Origin of the sequence: Streptacidiphilus pinicola (genome assembly GCF_003258295.1) — a bacterium.
Lineage (GTDB): Bacteria > Actinomycetota > Actinomycetes > Streptomycetales > Streptomycetaceae > Streptacidiphilus > Streptacidiphilus pinicola.
On record NZ_QKYN01000117.1, the window covers coordinates 18,754 to 37,265 of the forward strand.

At 71.6% G+C, this 18,512-nt stretch carries 17 protein-coding genes; 10 read left to right on the forward strand and 7 right to left on the reverse strand.

What is annotated here, in order from left to right; all coding sequences use genetic code 11:
* Window positions 1–6 precede the first annotated feature (6 nt).
* The 4 genes from DN069_RS28155 to icmA all read left to right on the forward strand — a co-directional run bounded on the left by DN069_RS28155 (window position 7) and on the right by icmA (window position 3,114).
* The gene (locus DN069_RS28155) at window positions 7–315 is read left to right on the forward strand and encodes a DUF3817 domain-containing protein (RefSeq protein WP_279387936.1); all 309 of its coding nucleotides are present in this window, start codon (window positions 7–9) and stop codon (window positions 313–315) included.
* 43 nt (window positions 316–358) lie between these two features.
* On the forward strand, window positions 359–886 hold the full coding sequence (locus tag DN069_RS28160; protein ID WP_111505622.1) for a MarR family winged helix-turn-helix transcriptional regulator: 528 nt from the start codon (window positions 359–361) through the stop codon (window positions 884–886).
* Between the two features lie 34 nt (window positions 887–920).
* Complete coding sequence (locus tag DN069_RS28165) at window positions 921–1,268, forward strand: DUF3817 domain-containing protein (protein WP_111505624.1); 348 nt, start codon at window positions 921–923, stop codon at window positions 1,266–1,268.
* A 142-nt stretch (window positions 1,269–1,410) separates the two neighbouring features.
* Window positions 1,411–3,114, forward strand: a complete 1,704-nt coding sequence (gene icmA, locus DN069_RS28170) for a coenzyme B12-dependent isobutyryl-CoA mutase large subunit (RefSeq protein ID WP_111505626.1) — start codon at window positions 1,411–1,413, stop codon at window positions 3,112–3,114.
* Between the two features lie 78 nt (window positions 3,115–3,192).
* Here icmA and DN069_RS28175 read toward each other — a convergent pair whose 3' ends face one another.
* On the reverse strand, window positions 3,193–4,056 hold the full coding sequence (locus tag DN069_RS28175) for a hypothetical protein (RefSeq protein WP_111505628.1): 864 nt from the start codon (window positions 4,054–4,056) through the stop codon (window positions 3,193–3,195).
* 80 nt (window positions 4,057–4,136) lie between these two features.
* A complete protein-coding gene (locus tag DN069_RS28180) occupies window positions 4,137–4,760 on the reverse strand; it encodes a TetR/AcrR family transcriptional regulator (protein ID WP_111505630.1) in 624 nt (207 codons plus the stop codon).
* A 302-nt stretch (window positions 4,761–5,062) separates the two neighbouring features.
* Here DN069_RS28180 and DN069_RS28185 point away from each other — a divergent pair, with 302 nt between their 5' ends.
* The 6 genes from DN069_RS28185 (at window position 5,063) to DN069_RS28210 (ending at window position 10,659) form a co-directional block, all read left to right on the forward strand.
* Window positions 5,063–6,043, forward strand: a complete 981-nt coding sequence (locus DN069_RS28185) for a tetratricopeptide repeat protein (RefSeq protein ID WP_111505632.1) — start codon at window positions 5,063–5,065, stop codon at window positions 6,041–6,043.
* A 548-nt stretch (window positions 6,044–6,591) separates the two neighbouring features.
* Complete coding sequence (locus DN069_RS28190; RefSeq protein ID WP_111505634.1) at window positions 6,592–7,227, forward strand: DUF6230 family protein; 636 nt, start codon at window positions 6,592–6,594, stop codon at window positions 7,225–7,227.
* 123 nt (window positions 7,228–7,350) lie between these two features.
* Window positions 7,351–7,944, forward strand: a complete 594-nt coding sequence (locus tag DN069_RS41020) for a DUF6114 domain-containing protein (RefSeq protein ID WP_207892289.1) — start codon at window positions 7,351–7,353, stop codon at window positions 7,942–7,944.
* Window positions 7,934–9,241 carry a hypothetical protein gene (locus DN069_RS28200; RefSeq protein ID WP_111505636.1) on the forward strand — a complete coding sequence of 436 codons (1,308 nt, stop codon included), beginning with the start codon at window positions 7,934–7,936 and terminating at the stop codon, window positions 9,239–9,241. Before DN069_RS41020 ends, DN069_RS28200 begins: the two co-directional genes overlap by 11 nt.
* Before the next feature lie 71 nt (window positions 9,242–9,312).
* Entirely contained in the window at window positions 9,313–9,939 is a 627-nt protein-coding gene (locus tag DN069_RS28205; protein WP_243639824.1) for a spherulation-specific family 4 protein, read from the forward strand.
* A gap of 60 nt (window positions 9,940–9,999) precedes the next feature.
* Window positions 10,000–10,659 carry a hypothetical protein gene (locus DN069_RS28210; RefSeq protein ID WP_111505638.1) on the forward strand — a complete coding sequence of 220 codons (660 nt, stop codon included), beginning with the start codon at window positions 10,000–10,002 and terminating at the stop codon, window positions 10,657–10,659.
* 75 nt (window positions 10,660–10,734) lie between these two features.
* Here the strand turns inward: DN069_RS28210 and pyk are convergent, their stop codons facing one another.
* The 5 genes from pyk to DN069_RS28235 form a co-directional block, all read right to left on the reverse strand.
* Window positions 10,735–12,159, reverse strand: coding sequence for a pyruvate kinase (gene pyk, locus DN069_RS28215; protein ID WP_111505640.1), 1,425 nt, complete (start codon window positions 12,157–12,159; stop codon window positions 10,735–10,737).
* Between the two features lie 18 nt (window positions 12,160–12,177).
* Complete coding sequence (locus DN069_RS28220) at window positions 12,178–13,461, reverse strand: acetate/propionate family kinase (RefSeq protein ID WP_111505642.1); 1,284 nt, start codon at window positions 13,459–13,461, stop codon at window positions 12,178–12,180.
* A complete protein-coding gene (gene pta, locus DN069_RS28225; RefSeq protein ID WP_111505644.1) occupies window positions 13,458–15,617 on the reverse strand; it encodes a phosphate acetyltransferase in 2,160 nt (719 codons plus the stop codon). The genes DN069_RS28220 and pta overlap by 4 nt, the downstream gene beginning before the upstream one ends.
* Window positions 15,618–15,726: 109 nt before the next feature.
* On the reverse strand, window positions 15,727–16,707 hold the full coding sequence (locus DN069_RS28230) for a hypothetical protein (RefSeq protein ID WP_111505646.1): 981 nt from the start codon (window positions 16,705–16,707) through the stop codon (window positions 15,727–15,729).
* Window positions 16,708–16,799: 92 nt separating this feature from the next.
* A complete protein-coding gene (locus DN069_RS28235) occupies window positions 16,800–18,293 on the reverse strand; it encodes an APC family permease (protein ID WP_279387937.1) in 1,494 nt (497 codons plus the stop codon).
* Window positions 18,294–18,512 lie beyond the last annotated feature (219 nt).

Consider the following 18,512-nt stretch of genomic DNA (forward strand, 5'->3'; position numbering starts at 1 on the left):
TTCGTAGTGAAGACCACCGCCGTCCACCGCCTTCGTCTGGTCTCCATGCCGGAGGGCGTCTCCTTCGTACTGCTGCTCGTCTGCACCTACCTGAAGTACAACTCGGACTTCAACGCGGTGCCGGTGCTGGGCCCGCTGCACGGCTGCCTCTTCATCGCGTACGCGATCTTCGCGCTGCTGGCCTGGCGCGAGCAGGGCTGGAGCTTCGGCCGCTTCGCCTGGGTGATGGCGCTGTCGGTGATCCCCTTCGGCGGCCTGTACGCCGAGCGGCTGCTGGCCCGCGAGGAGCGGGAGACCGCGCCCACCATGGCGTGAGACGGCTGGTCGCACACTCCTGACCAAGCGGTACGGTGTCAGCGTGCCGAAGCCGCTGAGCCTGTCCTTCGACCCCATCGAACGCGCCGACGAACTGTGGGCGCGGCGCTGGGGCGCGGTTCCGTCCATGGCGGCGATCACGTCGGTGATGCGGGCGCAGCAGATCCTGCTGGCGCAGGTCGACGCGGTGGTCAAGCCGTACAAGCTGACCTTCGCCCGCTACGAGGCACTGGTGCTGCTCACCTTCAGCAAGGCCGGCGAGCTGCCGTTGTCCAAGATCGGGCAGCGGCTCATGGTCCACCCGACCAGCGTCACCAACACCGTCGACCGCCTGGAGGCGGCCGGTCTGGTCACCCGCCGCCCGAACCCGCTGGACGGCCGAGGCGTACTGGCCGCGATCACGCCCAAGGGGCGGGACGTGGTCGAGGCGGCCACCCGGGACCTGATGGCCATGGACTTCGGCCTGACCGGCTACGACGCCGAGGGCTGCAAGCAGCTGTTCGAGATGCTGCGCCCGCTGCGGATAGCCGCAGGGGACTTCGAGGACTCCCAGGAGTCCGGGGCGGTGTGAGAGATCGACTTTTGCCGGTCTACTCTCGATGACTATGAACAAGTCCAACCCCACCTCCCTGCTCACGGCCTACCGTGCACTGGCGTACGTGACCGGCGTGGGCCTGGTCCTGCTCTGCGTCGCCTGCATCGCCGCCTACGGCTTCGGCGCCACCCACACGCCGGTGATGATCATCGGTACCCTGCACGGCTGGCTGTACATGGCCTACGTCGTCGTCGCCTTCGTCCTCGGCATGAAGCTCGAGTGGCCGATGGGCAAGATCGTCTGGACGGTCCTCGCCGGGACCATCCCCACCGCCGTCTTCTTCGTCGAGCGCCGTGTCGTGCGTGAGATGAAGGCCCAGCTCGCCGCCCAGGAGCAGGACCGGTTGGTCAGCGCCTGAGCGCTCCTTCCTCCTCTGTCGCCCCACGGTTCACCGGACCGTGGGGCGCTGTGCGCCATGTCTCCATCGACAGGTAGTAGGACGTCCGAGTAAATTGAGGTACTAGGACGTCCGAACATCTGAAGGGCAGGGGCCACCACCGATGGACGCAGAGCAGATGGATGCCGCTCGGGAGCGGTGGCAGCAGCGCTACGACGCCTCCCGCAAGCGGGACGCGGACTTCACCACGCTCTCCGGCGACGAGGTCGAGCCGGCGTACGGCCCGCCCGCGGGCACGACCTACCCCGGCTTCGAGAACATCGGCTGGCCCGGCGAGTTCCCCTTCACCCGCGGCCTCTACCCGACCGGCTACCGCGGCCGCACCTGGACCATCCGCCAGTTCGCCGGCTTCGGCAACGCCGAGCAGACCAACGAGCGCTACCGGATGATCCTGGACGCGGGCGGCGGCGGCCTCTCCGTCGCCTTCGACATGCCGACGCTGATGGGCCGCGACTCCGACGACCCGCGCTCGCTCGGCGAGGTCGGCCACTGCGGCGTCGCCATCGACTCCGCCGCCGACATGGAGGTGCTCTTCCGCGGCCTGCCGCTGGCGGACGTCACCACCTCGATGACGATCTCCGGCCCGGCCGTCCCGGTCTTCTGCATGTATCTCGTCGCCGCCGAGCGCCAGGGCGTCGACCCGGGCGTGCTCAACGGCACGCTGCAGACGGACATCTTCAAGGAGTACATCGCGCAGAAGGAGTGGCTCTTCGCCCCCGAGCCCCACCTGCGCCTGATCGGCGACCTGATGGAGTACTGCGCCGCGAACATCCCGGCGTACAAGCCCCTCTCGGTCTCCGGCTACCACATCCGCGAGGCGGGTGCGACGGCCGCGCAGGAGCTGGCCTTCACCCTGGCCGACGGCTTCGGCTACGTGGAGCTGGGCCTGTCGCGCGGGCTGGACGTGGACGTCTTCGCCCCCGGCCTCTCCTTCTTCTTCGACGCGCACCTCGACTTCTTCGAGGAGATCGCCAAGTTCCGTGCCGCGCGCCGGATCTGGGCCAAGCGCCTGCGCGACGTCTACGGCGCCAAGACCGAGAAGGCGCAGTGGCTGCGCTTCCACACCCAGACGGCGGGCGTCTCGCTGACGGCGCAGCAGCCGTACAACAACGTGGTGCGCACCGCCGTCGAGGCGCTCTCGGCGGTGCTGGGCGGCACCAACTCGCTGCACACCAACGCGCTCGACGAGACCCTCGCCCTGCCGAGCGAGCAGGCGGCGGAGATCGCGCTGCGCACCCAGCAGGTGCTGATGGAGGAGACCGGCGTCGCCAACGTCGCGGACCCGCTGGGCGGTTCCTGGTACGTCGAGGCGCTGACCGACCGGATCGAGGCCCAGGCCGAGGCGATCTTCCAGAAGATCCTGGACATGGGCGCGGCCGCGGTCGGCGCGGGCAAGCAGCACCCGATCGGCCCGATGACCTCCGGCATCCTGCGCGGCATCGAGAACGGCTGGTTCACCGGCGAGACCGCGGAGGCGGCCTTCCAGTACCAGACCTCGCTGGAGAAGGGGGACAAGCGCGTCGTCGGCGTCAACACGGCGACCGGCTCGGTGACCCCGCCGCTGGAGATCCTCCGGGTCAGCCACGAGGTCGAGCGCGAGCAGGTCCGCGTCCTCGCCGACCGCAAGGCCTCCCGCGACGAGGCGGCCGTCAAGGCCGGCCTCGACGCCATGCTCGCCGCCGCCCGCGCGGGCGAGAACATGATCCCCCCGATGCTCGACGCCGTCCGCGCCGAGGCCACCCTGGGCGAGATCTGCGACGTCCTGCGCGACGAGTGGGGCGTCTACGTGGAGCCGGCCGGCTTCTGAGCCGGAGCAGCCGGGCTGATGCGGTGAAGGGCGGGGATCGTGGGTGGAAGCCCACGATCCCCGCCCTTCGGGCTTCCGTCAGCCCGGCTGATCGCGCCAGGGGAGCGGCTGGGGGGCGCGTTGCCACCACCAGCCGCGCAAGGCCAGGTTGACGCGGGGCAGGTCCAACGCCTTGGCGAGGGAGGCTCCGCCGTCCTCCTGCGTCGCCGCACGGAAGGCGGCGTCGACCTCCTCCAAGGCGGCGAGCAGGAGCTCAGCGCCCGGGCCTGCCAGGAGCAGGCCGAGACGGTCGCGCACCTCCAGGTCCTCGCGGAAGTACGCGGCCGGGTACCAGCAGTCCGGCGGCCAGCCGGTCGTCATCCGGGCGACCAGCGACTCCCAGGCCCCCAGCTCGTTGCGAGCCCGGCGCAGGCCGTCGGGCAGCGGGTCCGGCAGCGCGAGGCCGTCGCTGACGGGGGTCGGCATCGGGTGCTCGCGGATCACCTCGGGCTGCGGGGCGACCCGCAGTTGCGGCATCTCGGGGACGGGATCGCCGACAGCGTCGATGACGTGACGCGGTGCCCCTTCCTCACCCGTGTCGTCGTCGACGTCGTAGAGGCGGGCCCGGGTCAGCAGCCCGCCGGGGGCCGCCAGCCAGTAGGCGCTGGGTGGGAAGGGCTGCGCGGGGCAGAGCACCGGCTGCCCCAGCGCCGCGGCCACGACACGGGCCAGCCCGGGCCCGTCGGGCAGGGAACGGTCGTCCGCCTCGCAGACGACCTCCAGGCTCCACGTGACGTCGCCGCTCACGGGCTCGACAGTGCAGGCGACCAGCGTCTCCCAGTCGCGGTCTTCGTCATCTGCGGCCGAGACGTCGACATCGTTCGGCGCAGCCGCGAACGGCCGCGCGAGGGCGGCGCGCAGGTCGTCGCGGTCGAGGGGGCCGGTGAGAAGCAGGCTGTACATCACGGGAACATCCGTCGGCAGAGGTCGAGAGCGTTCTCGATGGCCTGAGGGTCTTTGACCGAGGGTCAGCCGGAGATGATCTACGTGCCCGCGCCGATTCCCGCGAGCGGGGCCAGCAGCAGGGTGGCGAAGGAGCTGATCCAATCCGGGGTGGCCGGTTCGCCGCTGACCAGCATGCGGTGGACGACGGTGCCGGCGACGGTGTCGAAGATGATGTCGACCGCGGCGGAGGCGGTCTCCTCGCAGGTGTCGAGGGGGAGTTCGCCGCGGGACTGGGCCGCGGCGCGGCCGGCGAGGACGAGACGTTTCTGCGGCTCGATGATGGCCTCGCGGACGCGCCTGCGCAGCAGCGGGTCGCGGGTGGCCTCGGCGAAGAGGGCGAGCAGGGCGGCCTGGGTCTCCGGCGCGGAGAGGAGCGACGCGAACTGGGCGACCACGGCCTCGATATCGGCGCGCAGGCTGCCGAGGTCGGCCATCTCCAGTTCGTCCAGCTGTTCCGCGACCGCGGCGACCACGAGTTCGTTCTTGGAGGGCCAGCGCCGGTAGAGCGTGGTCTTGGCGACGCCGGCGCGGACGGCCACGTCGCCCATGGTCAGACCGCCCCAACCCAACTCCGCGAGCGCCTCGCGGGTCGCCGCGAGGATCGCGCCGTCCGCGTCGGCGTTGCGCGGGCGGCCCTTGCGGGGGCCGGACGGTGGGGTCACGTCTGCGGCTCCTTGTGTGACGGCTGGGTTAACGAAGGCTACTCGTCGGTACTCAGGAGGCCGAGACACGGTCGGGAAGAGTGGCGCAGCTCACCCGATTCCGGCTGCGCCGGGGTGGGGGGTGGATATACGCTACGACTCGTAGCGAAAGAGTGACAACCACGCTGCCGCGCGGATGGGGATCCGCGCTCGCTGACTTGCACGACCAGGCACCACCGCAGCACGGCCCCCGGAGTCCTGCATCCAACGGGACGGCGGGGGTATTGGTGCGAACGGACCGCGCGACGGGGGAGGATAGACGCATGCAGCCACGGAACAACATGTCCCTGCGCGGCGCGGTCGACCTCGCCGCGGTCAAGGCGTCCGCCGACGCCGCCGCCAAGGCGGAGGAGATGCGCGCCGAGCGCGCCCGCAAGGCCGAGGCGGGCGGGGCGGACGCCGCCGTCGAGCCCCTGGTCTTCTCCGTCACCGAGGCCGACTTCCAGGCCCAGGTGATCCCGCTCTCCGCCGAGGTCCCGGTGCTGCTGCTGTTCTGGGCCGAGGGCTACGGCCCGGCCGAGCAGCAGGTCCCGGTGATGGAGGCGCTGGCCGAGGAGTACGACGGCCGCTTCGTGCTGGCCGAGGTGGACGTCCGGGAGAACCAGCGGCTGGCCCAGCAGCTGCAGTTGCGCGACCTGCCGACCGTGCTGGTCGTCGTCGCCGGCCAGTTGATCCCGCTGTTCGAGGGCCCGGCCATGGCGGAGGAGATCCGCCCGCTGCTGGACCAGCTGATCAAGGAGGCCGCCGAGCGCTTCGGCATCGCCGGCGAGCCCGGCGTCCGCAGTGGCAAGGGCGAGCCGGCCGTCGCGGTCGAGGAGGCGGAGCCGCCGGTGGACCCGGCCGTCGCGCTGGCGCACGAGGCGCTGGACCAGGGCGACCTGGGCGGCGCCATCCAGGCCTACCGCAACGTGCTCGCCGGGCAGCCGGGCAACGAGGAGGCCAAGCTGGGCCTCGCTCAGGCGGAGCTGCTGCAGCGGGTGCAGGGCGTCGACCCGGGCGCGGTGCGCGCCGCCGCCGCGGAGCGGCCGGCCGACGTCGAGGCTCAGATCACCGCGGCCGACCTCGATCTGGTGGGCGGTCATGTGGACGACGCCTTCGGACGCCTGGTCGACACCGTGGGCCGCACCTTCGGCGAGGAGCGCGACCGGGTGCGGCTGCACCTTCTGTCGCTCTTCGAGGTCATTGGGGCGGATGATGCGCGGGTTGTGAAGGCGCGGAGCGCGCTGGCACGCAAGCTCTTCTAACGGGTGTCACGTTTGTGAGCGTGTTGCGACGATGTGTCGACCCCGGGATTAGGTTTATCAAATCTTGACATTGCGGCAGGGCGGTCACTTTCCGTGGCCGCCTTTGCCCGTTCTGCCAGCCTTTCCTGCGGGTTGGCCCCGAGTGTCACGTGATCACCGTTACGGAGCGTCAGAACGAATGCTTCGAGCCATGGTGTCCAGTTCACGTGTTCCTTACTCATCGGTAATGAACCACTTGTGCAGCGGCTCCACATGGACCACGATCAGCACGCTCGGTCCATCACTCGTTTCCCCGGCAGCCGGTCGGGAACGGGCGGCGGAATCCCCACCGGGCGGACGTCGGTTCGCCGGCGTCTGAGTTGAGGACAGGGGGGTCTCCGTCCAACGGATGGAGCCTGTACTCGCAACGGGCGTGCCCCTCGGCACGCACGAGTGGTTGTCGCTCGGGGGTGCTCTCACCTCCCGAGGACGTAGCTCTTCTCCCCATCTCCGGTCGGGCCCCCACACCAGGCCGGGAGATGTACGTCCGAGAAGGAGGATCTCGACTCATGTCCCAGACCTTCGGCAAGACCCGCTGGAAGCGGTTCGCCGTCGTCATGGTGCCGACCCTGGCCGCCACGGCCGCCGTCGGCGTCAGCATTGCCCAGGGTGCGCTGGCCGCTTCGTTCGCGCTCTCCGGTTCGTCGTTCAAGGTGCAGGCGGGTTCGCTGCACGGCAACGGCTTCTCGCAGTACGGCACCGTCGACACGGTGGTGGACCAGAAGGGCGTCAAGACCGCGATGCCGGTCGCGGTGTCCGGGTTCAACAGCGCCACGATCACCAACCTGTGCCAGTCGGTGGCCGTGCCGCTTGGCCCGCTGGGCAACTTCACCCTGAAGATCACCGCGGGTGACGCCGGTACGCCGGTCCAGGCGTCGAAGCTGTTCATCGACATGACGGACCTGAAGGCCGACACCGCGACCTTCAACAACATCAACATCGGTGTGGCCGGCGGCGCCATCAGCAAGGGCCCGGTGGACTCCACCTCCGCCGCCCAGCAGGGCTTCGCGGGCAGCTTCGGCCAGGAGGCGGACTCCGCCGACCTGACCAACGTGAAGCAGACCGCGTGGGCCACCTCGGCCGGCACCTTCGCGCTGGCCAACATGCACCTCAACCTCGCGTCGGGCGACAACCCCTGCTTCTGACGCATCCGAGGTAATCCGAGGTCTCTCGGCGGGGAGGGCCTGTCCCCTCCCCGCCGTCCCCCTTTCGAGTTTTGAGCCATCGAGCTCCAACCCCGACGAGCTACACCCCCTGGGAGCTGCCACGTGACCAGCGCGACGACGACGGCGCAGCCCGATCCGATGAGTGGGTTCCACAAGGCCCGCCTTGCCTTCCGCGCCTGGCGCCGGACCCGCCCGTTCTGGGGCGGCCTGCTGGTCCTGCTCGCCGCGGGGCCGATCCTCTACTTCCCCTATGCCACCCTCAGCCTCGGTGCTCTGCGCATCCAGATGTCCACCACCGCGGGCGCGGGCTCGGCCGTCATCGGCCTGCTGCTGATGGCACTCGGCATCTCGTGCTGGTTCCAGCCGATGATCCGCGTCTTCGCGGGCATCGCCGCGATCGTGCTCAGCATCATCTCGCTGCCGGTCTCCAACTTCGGCGGCTTCGGGCTGGGCCTGATCTTCGGCATCCTCGGCGGCGCGCTCGCGTGCTCCTGGGCCCCGCTGAAGGCAACGCCGCAGCCGGCCGGGGAGGGCGCCGCGGACGCGGCGGTCGCCGAGCGTTCGGCGGAGGCGGACACCCAGGTGGTTCTTCCGACCCAGCAGGCGGGCGCGGCCGGTCCGGCCGCGCAGCCGACGGCGCCGCAGCAGCAGTGGCAGCCGCAGGAGCCGCAGGAGGAGAGCAAGAGTGTCGAGTGAGAACGAGCAGCAGCCAGGCCGTAACTCCGGCCGCCACGCTGCTCCCCGGCAGACCGTGCGCGGGCGCATCCAGCGCCCCGTCGGCCGCGCCATCGCCCTGACCGCCATGCCGACGGCCCTGCTCATGGGCACGCTGGCGCCGAAGCTGGCCTTCGCCGCGGACGCCCCGAAGGTGGCGCCCAAGGCGGTTCCGGCAGCCGCGCCGGAGGCCACCGGTGCGAACTGCACCAAGGGCGCGCCCGGCACGACCACCGGCGCGACCTCGTCCAGCCCGTCCGCCTCGTCGACTCCGTCGACCGGCGCCGCGGCGAAGACGGCGGGCACGGGCGCGAAGACGTCGCAGGGCGGCGCTTCGTCCACCCCCACGTCCACGCCCTCGCAGCCCAGCGGCTCCGGTGGCGGCAGCACCGGTGGCAGTACCGGCGGTAGCGGGACGCCCTCGCCCTCGCCGAGCCCCTCGCAGAGCAGCGGTTCCTCCTCCGGCGGCCTCCTCGGCGGCCTGCTGGGCGGTCTGCTGGGCGGCCACACGGCCGCCACCACGACGGCCCCCTCGGCCACGCCGTCCGCGTCGCCCTCCGGCACGCCCAGCGTGGTCCCGCTGGCGCACGCGGCGGCCCGCACGGCCGCGGCGCCCAGCACCTCGGCCACGCCCACGCCGAGCAGCACGCCGTCCGCGTCCTCGACGCCGAGCCTGCTGCCGACGCCGTCGGCGTCGGCGACGCCCAGCGCGTCGGCGAGCAGCGACCCGAACAAGGCGTGCGACGTCAGCCACCTGGCCGCGCCGATGGACACCTCGGTCAGCTCGCAGCTGGCGGCCGGCACCATGCCGGTGGAGAAGTGGACGCTGCACTCCTCGGACCTGAAGCTGATCAACACCGAGTTCCACGGTGTGGTCACCATCCCGCTGGCGGACGGCAGCACCGAGCGCGTGCTGAAGTTCACCGCCGAGGCGGTCAACATCGGCGACCTGGACATGTCCGCGAACCAGCGCGGCCAGGAGGTCCACGTCAAGGGCTCGCCCGGGTCGACCTCGACGATGCGCGGCGGCACGGTGACGATGTACGTCACCGAGCTCAAGGGCACGCTGCTGGCGGCCGAGGGCATCCCGCTGGGCGGCATCATCGGCATCGACCTGACGCCGGACACGCTGCCGCAGTGGCTCTACAACCTGATCGGCTCCGTCCCGATCCCGCTCACCCTCGAGCTGGGCGACGTGACGGCGATCCAGCAGGGCCAGTTCGGTGGGAACCTGACCATCCCCGGCATGCACCTGTACTACACGCCGCTCGGTCAGTAGCGCTTTCCCGAGGCCCCCTCCGGTTCGCCCGGAGGGGGTTTCCTCATGCCCGCGGACTCGTTGAACCGGGCGTGAGCGACGACGCGATACCCCGGCTGCTGGTGCCCGCGTACTTCCATCCGGAGGCCGACCCGGCGTCATGGGCGGTGCTGCGCGCGGCGGCGCCGCGGCTGACGGCCGTCGTGATCAACCCCGCCAGCGGCCCGGGCCCCGCCCCGGACCCGGCGTACGCCACCGTGCGCGCGGGCCTGTCGGCGACCCGCGTCCTCGGCTACGTGGACACCGACTACGGCCGCCGCCCGCACGCCGAGGTCGTCGCGGAGATCGCCCGCCACCGCGAGTGGTACGCCGTCGACGGCGTCTTCCTCGACCAGACCCCGGACGGCTCCGCGGCCCTGGCACACTACGCCCGCCTCACCGTCGCGGCCCGCTCGCTGGGCGCCGCCTACGTCGCCCTCAACCCCGGCCTGCCGCCCGACCCGGCCTACCTCGACGTGGCCGACCTGGTGGTCACCTTCGAGGGCCCTTGGAGCGCCTACGCGGCCCGCCCGGCGGACGCCGGCACGCACCTCGTCCACGCGGCCCCGCCGCACGCGGCCGTCCACGGCTACGCCACCCCCGGCACTCTGCCCAACCCCTGGGCCGTGCTGGGACCCCTCGACGCCGTGGCCGACGCCCCCGACAGGACGGCCGGGTGACGGTCCCGATCCCGCCGGGCGGTGGTTGATCCGCGCCCGGGGGCGGGCGAGGCTGGCGGGATGCACGAGTTCCAGCAGATCTGGCTGCGCCCTGACGCACCGTCGCCGCTGAGCGTCGGGGGACCGGCGGGCGAGCCCGTCACCCCGGACGCTCCCGAGCTCGGGCTGTCCGCGGAGCTCCGCTCCGAGCTGGGCGCCTGGGTCGCCGCGTTCCCGGCCGGGCTGCCCCGGAGCAGTGAGCCGATACGGCGTCACCTGCGGGCGGGGAGACGCGTCGCCAGGAGGCTGGCGGGGGAGCTCGGCCCCGGATGGCTGGTCCGCTGCCACGACCACGTGCACGACTGCTGGCAGCTGGTCTGCTGGCAGTGCGACGCGTTCCACTGGCGGGTGGCCCCGCACGAGCCGCCGGAGGGTTCGCGGACGGTCGAGGTCTGCGCCGAGTACGGCTTCTGGCCGCTGCGGTTCGACGGTGACCCGCGGCGCGACTTCGCCCCCGACGACGCCTGGTTCGCCCTGCCGATCGGCGACGCCCTGGTGGACGGCCTCTACGGCTGGTCGGCGGGGGTGCGGCGGCATGTCGACGCGCTGATCGGGGTGCACGGCGCGGAAGCGGCGCCGACCCGCGAGGAGCTGGTCACCCAGGGCGCGCGGCTCGCGACCGCGCTGGCCGGCGAACTCGGCCCGGGCTGGACGGTCGGCTACGGCGGTGTGGCGCACTGACGGCCGCGCCCGAGCATGCGGACGGCCCCTCGGCGCGGGTGCGCCGGGGGGCCGTCAGGGTGGTGCGGGGAGGCGTCAGTCGCCGGTGGCCAGGTGGTGGACCCGGACCATGTTGGTGGTGCCGATGATGCCGGGCGGGGAGCCGGCGGTGACGATGATGGTGTCGCCCTTCCCGTACCGACCCTGGGCCATCATGGCCTCGTCGACCTGGTCGACCATGGCGTCGGTGTTGGGGGCCTGCGGGAGCACGAAGGTGTCCACGCCCCAGCTGAGCGCCAGCTGGTTGCGGGTCGAGGTCTCCGGGGTGAAGGCCATGATCGGGATGGGGGAGCGGTAGCGGGAGAGACGGCGCGCCGTGTCGCCCGACTTGGTGAAGGCCACCAGGGCCTTGGCGTTGAGGAAGTCGCCGAGCTCGCAGGCCGCTCGGGCGATGGAGCCGCCCTGGGTGCGGGGCTTGCGGCCCGGGTTGAGCGGCTGCAGGCCCTGGGCGAGCAGTTCCTCCTCGGCCGCCTCGATGATCCGGCCCATGGTCTGCACGGTCTCGATCGGGTACTTGCCGACCGAGGACTCCGCGGAGAGCATGACCGCGTCGGTGCCGTCCAGGATCGCGTTGGCCACGTCGGAGGCCTCGGCGCGGGTCGGCCGGGACGCGGTGATCATCGACTCCATCATCTGGGTCGCGACGATGACCGGCTTGGCGTTGCGGCGGCAGAGCGTGATCAGACGCTTCTGCACCAGCGGGACCTTCTCCAGCGGGTACTCGACCGCGAGGTCGCCGCGGGCGACCATCACCGCGTCGAAGGCCATGACGATCTCTTCCATCGCCTCGACGGCCTGCGGCTTCTCGACCTTGGCGATGACCGGGACGCGGCGTCCCTCCTCGTCCATGACCTTGTGGACGTCCTCGATGTCCGCGGCGTTGCGGACGAAGGAGAGGGCGACCATGTCGACGCCGAGGCGCAGCGCGAAGCGCAGGTCCTCGACGTCCTTCTCGGAGAGCGCGGGGACGTTGACCGCCGCGCCGGGCAGGTTGATGCCCTTGTTGTTCGAGAGCACGCCGCCCTCGACGACGCGGGTCACCACGCGGGGGCCGTCGACGCTGACGACCTCCAGGGCGATGACGCCGTCGTTGATGAGCACCGGGTCGCCGGGCTTCACATCGCCGGGCAGACCCTTGTAGGTCGTGCCGCAGATGTGCTGGTCGCCGGGGACGTCCTCGGTGGTGATGGTGAAGGTGTCGCCGTTCTCCACGGTCACTGGACCGTTGGCGAAGGTGGCGAGACGGATCTTGGGGCCCTGCAGGTCGGCGAGCACGCCCACGGCGCGTCCGGCGGCCTCGGCGGCCGCCCGGACGTTCTTGTAGCGGTTCTCGTGCTCGGCGTGGCTGCCGTGGCTCATATTCAGTCGGGCGACGTTCATTCCGGCTTCGATCAGCGACTTGAGCTGTTCGAATCCATCCGTCGCGGGACCCAGAGTACAAACGATCTTGGCTCGGCGCATATGGCTCATCTTATCGGCTTACCTTTCGAGCTCATTCGGCGCATTCCACGTCTTTCCGTGCATGACGCCCTCACTCCGGCGCACAACGGAGAAGGTCTGCTGGGCGATCTCCAGTTCCTCGTCGGTCGGGACCACCGCGACCTGCACCCGAGAGGCGTCCGAGGAGATCAGCCGGGGCGAGCTGCCGCGCACCGCGTTGCGGACCGAATCCAGCTCGATGCCCAGGGGCTCCATCCCCGCCAGCGCCGCCTCGCGCACCGCCGCGGAGTTCTCACCCACCCCGGCGGTGAACGCGATGGCGTCCACCCGGCCCATTACCGCGTAGTAACCGCCGATGTATTTCCGCAGCCGGTGGATGTAGATGTCGAAGGCGAGCCGGGCCGCGTCGTCGCCCTCCGCCATTCGGCGCCCGATTTCCCGCATGTCGTTGTCCCCGCACAGGCCCAGCAGGCCGCTGCGGCGGTTCAGCAGCGTGTCGATCTCGTCGATCGACATCCCGCCGACGCGGTGCAGGTGGAAGACCACGGCCGGGTCCAGGTCGCCGGAGCGGGTGCCCATGACCAGGCCCTCCAGCGGGGTCAGGCCCATCGAGGTGTCCACGCAGCGGCCGCCGGCGACGGCGGAGGCGCTGGCGCCGTTGCCCAGGTGCAGCACGATCACGTTCACCGCCTCGGGATCCTTGCCCAGCAGCTGGGCGGTGCGGCGCGAGACGTACTGGTGCGAGGTGCCGTGGAAGCCGTACCGGCGCACCTGGTGGGCGTCGGCGACGGCCCGGTCGATCGCGTAGCGGGCCGCGTACTCGGGCATCCCGGCGTGGAAGGCGGTGTCGAAGACGGCCACCTGCGGCAGGTCGGGGCGGAGTTTGCGGGCCACCTCGATGCCGGTGATGTTGGCCGGGTTGTGCAGCGGGGCCAGCGGGATCAGCTCGCGCAGCTCCTCGACCACCTCGTCGGTGATCAGCGTCGGCTCGGTGAAGCGGGTGCCGCCGTGCACGGTGCGGTGGCCGATGGCCGCCAGGCGCGGCGAGTCCAGGCCGAGCCCGTCCGCGGCCAGCTCGTCCGCGACGGCGGCGAGCGCGCCGGCGTGGTCCGGGAACGACTCGTACCGCTCGCGCGGCGCGTGCCGGGCGGGCTCGTGCTTGATCCGGCCCTGGCCCTCGCCGATCCGCTCCACGATGCCGGAGGCCAGCCGGGCGCCTCCCCCAGCCTCCGGCCGGGGGGACCCCCATGCCATGTCGATGAGCTGGTACTTCACCGACGAGGAGCCGGAGTTGAGGACGAGGACCCGCGTGGCGTCGCTCACTGCCCGTTCTCCTTCTGCCGCGCGGCGGCCTGGTGCGCGGCCGCCTGCTGGGCCTGGACGGCGGTGATCGCCACGGTGTTGACGATGTCCTGCACCAGCGCGCCGCGGGACAGGTCGTTGACCGGCTTGCGCAGCCCCTGCAGTACCGGCCCGACCGCGATCGCCCCGGCGGAGCGCTGCACGGCCTTGTAGGTGTTGTTGCCGGTGTTCAGGTCCGGGAAGATCAGCACGCTCGCCTGCCCGGCCACGGCCGAGCCCGGCAGCTTGGTCCGGGCCACCGACGGGTCCACCGCCGCGTCGTACTGGATCGGGCCTTCGACCTGGATGTCCGGGCGCTGCCCGCGCACCAGCTCCGTGGCCTTGCGGACCTTGTCGACGTCCGCGCCGGAGCCGGAGGTGCCGGTCGAGTAGGAGAGCATGGCCACCCGCGGGCTGACGCCGAAGCGGCCCGCGGTCGCCGCGGACTGGATCGCGATGTCGGCCAACTGCTCGGCGTCCGGGTCGGGGTTGACCGCGCAGTCGCCGTAGACGAGCACCCTGTCGGCCAGGCACATGAAGAAGACCGAGGAGACGATCTTCGCCTCCGGCGAGGTCTTGATGATCTCGAAGGCGGGGCGGATCGTCGCCGCCGTCGAGTGCACCGCGCCGCTCACCATGCCGTCGGCCAGGCCCTCCTGGACCATCAGCGTGCCGAAGTAGCTGACCTCCGAGACGACGTCCAGGGCCAGCTCGACGGTCATGCCCTTGTGCTTGCGCAGCTCCGCGTAGACCTCGGCGAAGCGGTCACGCAGCGGGGAGGTGACCGGGTCGATGATCCGTGCGCGGGCCCGGGCGCCGTTCGCCTCGTCGGCGACGTCCTCCACCTCGAAGGTGAGGTTCAGTCCCAGCTCGGCGACCTTGCGGCGGACCGCGTCCTCGGCGCCGAGCAGGGTGAGGTGGCAGACGTTGCGGCGCAGCAGCACCTCGGCCGCGCGCAGCACCCGTTCCTCGGCGCCCTCCGGCAGCACGATCTCGCGCAGCGTCGCCCCGCGGGCGCGCTCCAGCAGCTCGTGCTCGAACATCATCGGGGTGACCCGCTCGGTGCGGGTCAGCTCGATCCGGTCCGTCAGCTCGGCGGTGTCCACGTGCAGTTCGAACAGGCCGAGCGCGGTCTCGGCCTTGCGCGGGCTGGCCGCGGTCAGCTTGCCCTCCAGCGTGGAGAGGTCCATCGCGGTCGGGTAGCTGCCCTCCTGCACTGCCAGCACGGGGGTGCCGGGGGCGAGCCGCTCGGCGAGCTTCATCACCGTCGGGCCGGGCGTCTCGCCCAGCGTCAGCAGCACGCCCGCGATCGGCGGCGCTCCGGCGGCGTGGGCCGCGAGGGAGCCGATCAGCAGGTCGGCCCGGTCGCCCGGGGTGATCACCAGGCAGCCGTCGGAGAGCGCGTCGAGGAACTTGGGCAGCATCGCGCCGCCGAAGACGAAGCGGCGCACGTCGCGGGCGAGGCCCGCCGGGTCGCCGAGCAGCACTTCCGCGTGGGTGGCCTCGGCCACCTGGGTGACGGTGGGCGCGGACAGCGCGGGGTCGTCGGGGATCACGTAGCAGGGGACGTCGGGCCCCTTGGCCAACCGCCGGGCCACGGCCTGCTTGTCGCCGGGTGCGACGCGGTTGGCGACCATCGCGAGGATGGAGCAGCCCAGGTCGGTGTAGGAGCGGTGCGCGTTGCGGACCTCGTTGACGACCGTCTCCGCGCTCTCGCGGTGGCCGCCGATGACGGGCAGGACGCCCGCGCCGAACTCGTTCGCGAGCCGCGCGTTGAGCGCGAGCTCGTCGGGGATGTTGGTGGACGCGAAGTCGGTGCCGAGGACCAGCACCGCCTCGCAGTCGCGCTCGACCGCGCGGAAGCGGTCCACCAGCAGCCCGACCAGCTCCTCCTGGCCGCGCTCGGCCTGGATGGCGGCGGCCTCGTCGTAGCTCAGCCCGTACAGGGCCTCCCGCGGCAGGTCGACGCGATAGCGCCCGCGCAGAAGCTCGACCACGTGGTCGGTGGGCGGGTGCACCAGGGGCCGGAACAGACCCACCCGGTCGACGTGCCGGGTCAGCAGCTCCATGACTCCCAGCTCGACGGCCTGCCGGCCGTCTCCCCTCCCGATACCGGTCACGTAGACACTGCGGGCCACCGAGGCACTCCGTTCACAGTCCTTGTCCGAGCGGCTTCGAGCCTACCTTCGCATTTCGGACAGCGTGGCGCGCACCAGGGAACTGGTGACCAAGGTCCCACATCTCCTGCTAGCCGCCGAGCTGGGTGCGCCAGTGCTGGAAGAGTCCCATCGCGTCGCCGCAGTAGGACCAGGGGACGCGGGTGGGGCGGTCGCCCAGGAGGGTGGAGACCTGCTGGGCCTCGCTGAGGAGGCCCGCGAAGACGAGGCCGTGCAGGAGCAGGTTGAGATCGGTGACGTCCGCCGCGAACTCGCGCGGGGCGCGGTGGGCGATCCAGCCGCGGAGGGTGCCGTGCAGAGCCTGGACCGCGACCTCGTGGGTCCAGTGGTAGGTGAGGCCGACCGCCGCCGCGCCCTCCGACTCGACCCGGTGGCGGAAGTGTTCGGCGCGTGCCGCCTGGGTCAGCGCGGCCAGCGGGGAGCCCGCGGGGGCGAACGCCGCGCTGTCGCGGGCGAAGTTGTACATCTCGCCGTAGCTGCCGTGCCAGCGCGCGGACAGGTGGCGCAGCACCTGGTGGTGGCCCTCGCGGTTGAACTGGTCGCGGGCCTGGAGCTCGCGCCACCAGTGCCAGACGTGCGGGTGGCCGCCGCCGTAGAGGCGGGCCAGGGTCATCAGCGAGACCCACGGGGTGGGGTCGACGGGGTTCCGCTCCGCGGCCTGCAGGCAGATCCGCGCGGTGCGGTCGAGTTCGCGCCGTTCCAGCGCGTCCTGCGCCGGTGGTGGGGTGCCGCTGCTCTGCTTGGACGCGGCCCCGGAGACGGCGAGGAAGAGGCGCTGCACCTCGGTCTCGGCGCGCAGCGCCAGCGCGTCGTGGCTGTTCGGCTCGGCGACCTGCCAGGACTCGACGGTGCGGGTGGAGGCGGCGGCGTCGGCCAGCAGCCGGAGCCGGTGGGTGCGCCGGTCCCAGTCGGCGCCGGTGTCGCGCAGCAGGTCGCGCGCCCCCTGCCAGCGGCCGACGACGAGGTCCCGGCGGGCCGTGGCGAGGTCCACGTCGCCCAACGTCGGGTCGAACTGCGGTGCGGTGGTGCGGCGTCGTGAGGCGCGGGCCATGGTGGCTCCCCTGCATGAGTGCCGAATGCGGAAAGCCGACAACCGGCAGTCGTTTCCGACTGCCGGTTGCGGCTACTGGTGCTGGTGGATCGTCATAGATCGGTGGCGACGCCGCCGCCGTGCGGGGCGGTCGTCTTGAGGGAGGAGCTGCCGAACTCGGCGTCGACCGCGTCGGCGAGCGCGGCGTCCAGACGGGCGCCGGGGTTGGTGTAGAAGCTGCTGCCCTTGGCCCAGTAGATCGCCAGCGGGACGATGCCGAGGGCCAGGGCGCCGAGGCCGATCAGGATCTGGGTGAGCGGCAGGTTCATGCAGTTCTCGATGAAGAGGAAGCCCATGAAGACCGCGCCCGCGCCCGGCCAGACCGCGACGAAGATCAGGTTGCGGAGCGACTTGAACGCCACCTTGCGGTAGGCGACGACCACCGCGATGCCGGCCAGCGCGTAGTAGACGCAGATCTGCAGACCGATCGCGGCCACCGCGTCGCCGAGGATCTTGGTGACCGACCCCAGCGCGCTGGAGGCCACGAAGAGGCCCAGCGAGATCACCACGATGACGCCCAGCGCCACGTACGGGGTCTGCCAGCGGGCGTGAGTCTTGCCGAAGACGGCCGGCAGGGTCTTGTCGCGGCCCATGGCGAAGAGCGAGCGGCTGATCTGGATCAGCGTCGTCTCCAGGGTGGCGACGGTGGAGAGGACGACGGCCAGCACCATGATCTTGCCGCCGGCGCCGGGCCAGACCGCCTCGCCCAGGGTGTTGAGGAACGGCGCGCCGCCTGCGATGTCCTTCTGGCTGACCATCATGTTGACGGCGATGGTGACGATCTCGAAGAGCGCGAAGACCGCGGCGACACCGAGCAGACCGCCCATGCCGGAGTTCTTCTTGGAGTCGGTGGTCTCCTCGCTCAGATTGGCGGTGACGTCCCAGCCCCAGAAGTAGAAGGCGGCCACCAGCGCCGCACCGGCGAAGCCGCTGAACCCGCCGAAGTGGCCGAATCCCCACAGCCAGGACCACTGGAAGTGGGCGGCGCTGCCGCCGTGGATCAGCGCCGCGATGCCGAAGCCAGCGAGGATCAGCACCTCGATGCCGGTCATGATCCACTGCGCGTGCGCGGTGATCCGCGCGCCGAGCAGCACCAGCAGGGCCATCACCAGGAAGACGAAGGCGCCGACGCCCACGCAGGCCCAGGTGTTGCCGGCGAGCGAGGCCGAGAAGAGGGAGAGGGTGTACTGACCTGCCGGGAGCGAGCCGGCGACCATGAAGATCAGCGCCGAGACGACCAGCGACCAGCCCGCGGCGAAGCCGAGCGCCGGGTGCAGTGCGCGGCCGACCCAGGAGTAGCTGGCGCCCGCGTTGACGTCCAACCGGCCGAGGTAGTTGAAGGCCCAGGCGATGCCCAGCATCGGGATCGCGCACCACAGCAGGGCGGCGGGGCTGAAGAGACCGGCCGCGGCGAGCAGGGCGACGGTGCTGGCAGCCAGCGAGTAGGCGGGGGCGCTGCCCGCGATGGCCATGACGATGGTGTCGAAGGTGCCGAGGACGTCGGCCTTGAGGCCGCCTCTGCCTTCGGTCGGGGTGAACTCGCTCAACGGAACCTCTCCTGCGCCGGCCGAGGGTGTGGGGGAGGGACGCCTCGGCCGGCGGTTGGTGGGGATGGATGTGCGCGGGCACGCAGGCATGCCGGACGCACTCAAGCAGGTGTGATCGCGAGCTGGGCAACAGCCTTGTGTCGCTGGTGTTTCCGGAAGCGGGGTCGCCGCTCGGACACCTCTGGCTCCAGCGCGTGCCACATGGTGCCGCTAGCGGAC

Bases quoted from the DNA above. Each gene is read 5' to 3' on its own strand.
- DN069_RS28190 (WP_111505634.1), top strand. From the start codon at position 6,592: ATGTCCCAGACCTTCGGCAAGACCCGCTGGAAGCGGTTCGCCGTCGTC.
- DN069_RS28230 (WP_111505646.1), bottom strand. From the start codon at position 16,707: ATGGCCCGCGCCTCACGACGCCGCACCACCGCACCGCAGTTCGACCCG.
- pyk (WP_111505640.1), bottom strand. From the start codon at position 12,159: ATGCGCCGAGCCAAGATCGTTTGTACTCTGGGTCCCGCGACGGATGGA.
- DN069_RS28185 (WP_111505632.1), top strand. From the start codon at position 5,063: ATGCAGCCACGGAACAACATGTCCCTGCGCGGCGCGGTCGACCTCGCC.
- DN069_RS28210 (WP_111505638.1), top strand. From the start codon at position 10,000: ATGCACGAGTTCCAGCAGATCTGGCTGCGCCCTGACGCACCGTCGCCG.
- DN069_RS28165 (WP_111505624.1), top strand. From the start codon at position 921: ATGAACAAGTCCAACCCCACCTCCCTGCTCACGGCCTACCGTGCACTG.
- DN069_RS28175 (WP_111505628.1), bottom strand. From the start codon at position 4,056: ATGTACAGCCTGCTTCTCACCGGCCCCCTCGACCGCGACGACCTGCGC.
- icmA (WP_111505626.1), top strand. From the start codon at position 1,411: ATGGACGCAGAGCAGATGGATGCCGCTCGGGAGCGGTGGCAGCAGCGC.